The sequence below is a fragment of the Bartonella sp. AD328YNZD genome (assembly GCF_042196425.1).
In genome coordinates this window covers 1,323-6,375 of sequence record NZ_JBHIQG010000129.1, presented here as the reverse complement: position 1 = coordinate 6,375, position 5,053 = coordinate 1,323, and the positions used below count along the sequence as shown (strand labels likewise).

The window sequence follows — 5,053 nt, the reverse complement described above, 5'->3', positions numbered from 1 at the left end:
TTTAAAGAGATGCAAGCTTTGGATTTATACTGTGTGTGCTGTAGTTGAATTAGAAAATAAACTTTGAGGAATGATCATGGCCCTATTACGCTATTTTGGGTGTGCTTTTTTTTTCACGATTATTGGTATTTTTTTAGGAGGGGCTATTGGTTGGTTCGAAACGGGAAGCATTACTGGTTTTCTTAAATATTTTTTTATTTGCTGTGTTTTAGGGATTTTGGAAATTTCTTTATCTTTTGATAATTCTATTATCAATGCGCGTATTCTTGGTAGAATGGATCCGTTATGGCGTCGCCGTTTTCTTATATGGGGCATTTTGATAGCTGTATTTGGGATGCGGATTGTTTTTCCGTTATTGGTGGTTGTCGTTGCTGTTGGGATTAATCCCATTGCGGCAGTCAAATTAGCGATATGGGAACCACATCGATATGCCGAAGTTTTAATCGATGCACATATGGGGATTGCCGCTTTTGGAGGAACTTTCCTTATGATGGTTGGCTTAAAATATTTTTTTGATTCTAAAAAAGAAGTGCATTGGCTTAATGTTATAGAGAGACCTGCTCAAAAGTTTGGGGCGCTTGTTGGAATTGATATTGCAATTGTTTTGATTTTGATCTTATTTGTTTCAGGTCAGATTGACGCAGAAAATAAAATAACTTTTTTATTGGCAGCACTTTATGGACTTTTGACCTTTATCGGTGTTGAAGTTGTCGGTCATCTCTTGGATACTCCTCAAAAGACTTTAACAACAGTAGCTCACGGGGGAGTAGGGGCGTTTCTTTATTTAGAAGTTCTTGATGCTAGTTTTTCTTTCGATGGCGTGGTTGGTGCTTTTGCCTTTTCACACAACCTTTTTATTATTGCGATAGGTCTTGGTATCGGAGCATTTTACGTTCGTTCTATGACAATTATGTTGGTTGAATCAGGAACATTATTGCATTATCGTTATTTAGAGCATGGTGCTTTTTATGCAATTCTAGTTCTTGCAGTGATTATGTATCTGCAAACGATTATATCGGTTCCTGAAGTTTTAACAGGACTTGTGGGAGTCTGTATTATTGGAATAGCATTGTATTCTTCGATTCGTTTTAAGCGTTGTCAATTGGATAAACAGGGCGTGTCTAAGTAATGAAAAATTCGTGTTTTCTCACGCTTTTGTTTATCGCATGTCTTTGAATAGAGAGAGGCTTTTTATGCAAAAAATGCCATGTTATTGCTTATTGATGTTTTTGTTTTAAAGTTGACACTATTGCGCGATTTTCCTCCATGAGGTAAATAATGTATAATCTTTTGGATAACTTTTGACGTATAGAGGCTTTTTGACTTCAATATAAGGTGCAAGTTTACGCTATACTTTTTACCAGCTTTTAGTATCATAACTGCTGTTGCATTTAATGATTCATAAGAAGCATTTTGGCTGTTTTTTTTGCAAGATTTTTATTCATACATCAATCCTATTTATGATGTTTTAAGAGAATGGTATTGAAATAGGGGTGAAATGAGAGAATTTTACGATATTGGGGTTCCTTTCTTAAATAGGTAAAAAAATTTATTCATTATAAATCAGAATGTTATAATGGTAGATGAGAAAAGAATATTTTAGGAGAGCATTAACAGTTCTATACCTGCTTCGTTCATAGTTTTAAGCATAGTGTTTAGTGATCCGTTTACATCAATACCAGCACAAGCATTTAATGAAACACTGACTTTAAAACCGTATTGTATGGCGTGAAGAGCAGAGAATCCGACACAAAAATCAGTTGCTAAGCCGCACATAATGAGCTTGGTAAAACCATGTTCTTTGAGATAAACATGTAAACCTGTTGGTGTTTTTTGATCATTTTCAAGAAAGGCAGAATAACTATCCATTTTTGGATTATAGCCTTTTCTAAGGATAAGTTGTGCCTTTTCCACTCTAAGAGATGTATGAAACTCTGCTCCTTGTGTTCCTTGTATACAATGATCAGGCCAAAGTATTTGAGGACCATAGTCAAGAGTGACTGTATCATAGGTTTTTTTTTCAGGATAGCAGGAAGCAAAGCTGCAATGGTTTTTGGGATGCCAGTCTTGGGTTAAGATAACGTGATCAAAATGATTTATGAGATTATTGATGGCGGGTAAAATAGTATCACCTTGTGGTACTGCAAGTGCTCCACCAAGTAAGAAGTCATTTTGAACATCAATGACGATTAAGGCTTTTTTTTCCATAAATATATTCCTCATAGGAGACGCGCTTTTATCGTATTTTTAAAAAGCTATATTTCGCCTTGAAGTTTTGAAATGAGTTGCTGAATATTGATACTATTTTTACAGTTATCAAGCCAAAAGAGGGGAATGGATAAGTTTTTACAATTTGTTTTATAGTTTTTTACGAATTGTAACCACGTACCAATGGGGAGTGCACTGTAGTCATTTGTTGCTACGTGTTGATGCAACGCCTTCATGATCATTGGGCTTGGGACGTCAGATCCCATAAGGCGGCAGTCATTTTGTAAACGTAATTTAAGCCACATCAAGGAAAGGGGTGAAGTCCATTGTTTCCCGTAACAAAAAATCGATGAAAAAAGGGAAGGATTTTTTACGGCGTAATATAAAGCCCATAAGGCAAAAAAAGAAGGTGCGTAGAGAATTGCTTTTCTTTCTGGTATCCTATCACATTGATAAGTTGGTTTAATACGATAAAAATACAAGGTTATATCTGGTATGGAAAAGATGGGCAATGTTTGATAACATGTTTCAGGGACAGCTAAAAAGATTTGCTTTTTGCTTTTTGAGGCGATGTTTTTTTGCATTCAGAACCATACTGGGGCTTGTGAGATTAGAAAAAATGTACCAATATAAAGCGAAAAGCTTTTGATACGGTGTAAGCACTATTTACTGTACAGTTTCAAAAAGCGAAAGCAATTTTTTCAAACCCTAATCTTTAATATCGCGCAATATAAAGAGAAATTTATGGCACGTCAATTTATCTATCATATGGCTGGGCTCAACAAGTCTTACGGCAATAAAAAAATCTTAGAAAATATTCATTTGTCTTTCTATCCAGATGCGAAGATCGGTATTTTAGGGCCAAATGGTGCTGGTAAATCAACGATTTTACGTATTATGGCTGGGCTAGATAAGGAATATACAGGAGAAGCATGGCTTTGTGAAGGAGCGCGCTGTGGCTATCTACCACAAGAGCCTTTGCTTGATGCAAGCAAAGATGTGCGCGGCAATGTGATGGAAGGTGTTGCAGATAAACAGGCAATTCTTGAGCGTTATAACGAATTGATGATGAATTATAGCGAAGAAACGGCTGATGAAAGTGCACAGCTTCAGGATATTATTGATAGTCAGAATCTTTGGGATTTAGAAAGTCAAGTGGAAATGGCTATGGCTGCTCTTGGATGTCCGCCAGCCAATGGGGATGTCACAAAACTTTCTGGTGGTGAGAAGCGGCGTGTTGCGCTTTGTAAATTACTTTTGTCAAAACCTGATTTATTACTTTTGGATGAACCGACAAACCATTTAGATGCTGAAACGACGGCTTGGCTTGAGAGGCATTTACGTGAATATCCTGGGGCTGTGCTTTTGATAACCCATGATCGTTATTTTCTCGACAATGTAACGGGTTGGATTTTAGAATTAGATCGCGGTAGAGGTATTCCTTATGAGGGGAACTATTCTGCTTATTTGGGGGCTAAAGCCAAGCGTTTGGCTCAGGAAGGCCGTGAAGAGGCAGCGCGTCAACGTGCTTTATCACGTGAGCAAGAATGGATCGCTTCTAGTCCAAAAGGGCGACAAGCAAAGTCAAAAGCTCGGATTAAGGCTTATGATGAGTTGGTTCAAGCAGCACGTGAGCGCCGTCCTGGAGAGGCGCAAATCATTATTCCTATTGGAGAAAGGTTAGGACAAGTTGTTATTGAGGTTGATAATCTCTCTAAAGCTTATGGTGAACGTGTATTGATTGATTCTCTTTCTTTTAAACTTCCTGCTGGTGGCATTGTTGGCGTTATTGGTGCCAATGGTATGGGAAAGTCGACCTTGTTTAAAATGTTAACGGGACAGGAAAATCCCGATTCAGGTCAGATACGTATCGGTGAAACAGTTCACATGAGTTATGTGGATCAGAGTCGCGATTCCTTGGTGGGGGATAAAACTGTTTGGGAGGAAATTTCTGGTGGAAATGACATTATTAAATTAGGCAAATATGAGATGAATAGCCGCGCTTATTGCGGGGCTTTTAATTTCAAGGGGGCAGATCAGCAGCAGAAGGTGGCAAATTTATCAGGAGGGCAGCGCAATCGCGTACATTTGGCGAAACTTCTAAAAGAGGGGGGGAATGTGCTTCTTCTTGATGAACCGACAAATGATCTTGACACTGAAACATTGGGTGCATTGGAAGATGCATTGGAAAATTTCGCTGGTTGTGCAGTTATCATATCGCATGATCGTATGTTTCTTGATCGATTGGCAACACATATTTTAGCCTTTGAAGGTGATGGTCATGTAGAATGGTTTGAAGGTAATTTTGCTGAATATGAGGCTGATAAAGTTCGTCGTCTTGGGGCGGAATCTCTTAATCCTAAGCATGCAAATTATAAACCTCTTACACGCTAGAATTTTTATCTTATCGCAACTTTGTTGGAATAATAGTGTATTTTATTGTGTTTGTTATTTCATAAATAAAGTGTGTGTATGCTCTGTGGAAGTTTTTATTCATTGAAAAAAGTAAGAGACATCTTATGAAATTATGACCTAAATAGGGTTATTCTACTCATGAATATAACCGGTTATTGCTTGTAAAATTGCAATGAAAAGGAGGAGATGAAGAGTATAGTATTACTTCTACAAATGCTCTGGTCATTGAGCATTATCGTCTTTACTTAATAAAGATGCAAGCTGACACTATCATATTATTTATTTTTTCTCAATGGTATGCAGTTCTTGTTTTGAGGTGGGCATAAAAGGTATTTTTATCTATATGTTCCCTCCGTTTATGTGCTGTAAGAGAATGATTTGGATTGATTTATCATAAATAGATTTGAAATGAGAAAAATTTATGGTATTC

At 37.2% G+C, this 5,053-nt stretch carries 4 protein-coding genes; 2 read left to right on the top strand and 2 right to left on the bottom strand.

The features are described 5' to 3' along the window. The first annotated feature begins 76 nt into the window (after window positions 1-76). Window positions 77-1,129: a DUF475 domain-containing protein gene (locus ACFIO3_RS07115; RefSeq protein ID WP_375606951.1), complete on the top strand. Its 1,053-nt coding sequence runs from the start codon at window positions 77-79 to the stop codon at window positions 1,127-1,129. Between the two features lie 470 nt (window positions 1,130-1,599). Here the strand turns inward: ACFIO3_RS07115 and pncA are convergent, their stop codons facing one another. Both pncA and ACFIO3_RS07105 read right to left on the bottom strand, forming a co-directional pair. Next, complete coding sequence (gene pncA, locus ACFIO3_RS07110) at window positions 1,600-2,208, bottom strand: bifunctional nicotinamidase/pyrazinamidase (RefSeq protein WP_375606953.1); 609 nt, start codon at window positions 2,206-2,208, stop codon at window positions 1,600-1,602. 47 nt (window positions 2,209-2,255) lie between these two features. Next, window positions 2,256-2,792: a hypothetical protein gene (locus ACFIO3_RS07105; RefSeq protein WP_375606954.1), complete on the bottom strand. Its 537-nt coding sequence runs from the start codon at window positions 2,790-2,792 to the stop codon at window positions 2,256-2,258. A gap of 160 nt (window positions 2,793-2,952) precedes the next feature. Here ACFIO3_RS07105 and ettA point away from each other — a divergent pair, with 160 nt between their 5' ends. Then, window positions 2,953-4,602, top strand: a complete 1,650-nt coding sequence (gene ettA / locus ACFIO3_RS07100) for an energy-dependent translational throttle protein EttA (RefSeq protein WP_375606955.1) — start codon at window positions 2,953-2,955, stop codon at window positions 4,600-4,602. Window positions 4,603-5,053 lie beyond the last annotated feature (451 nt).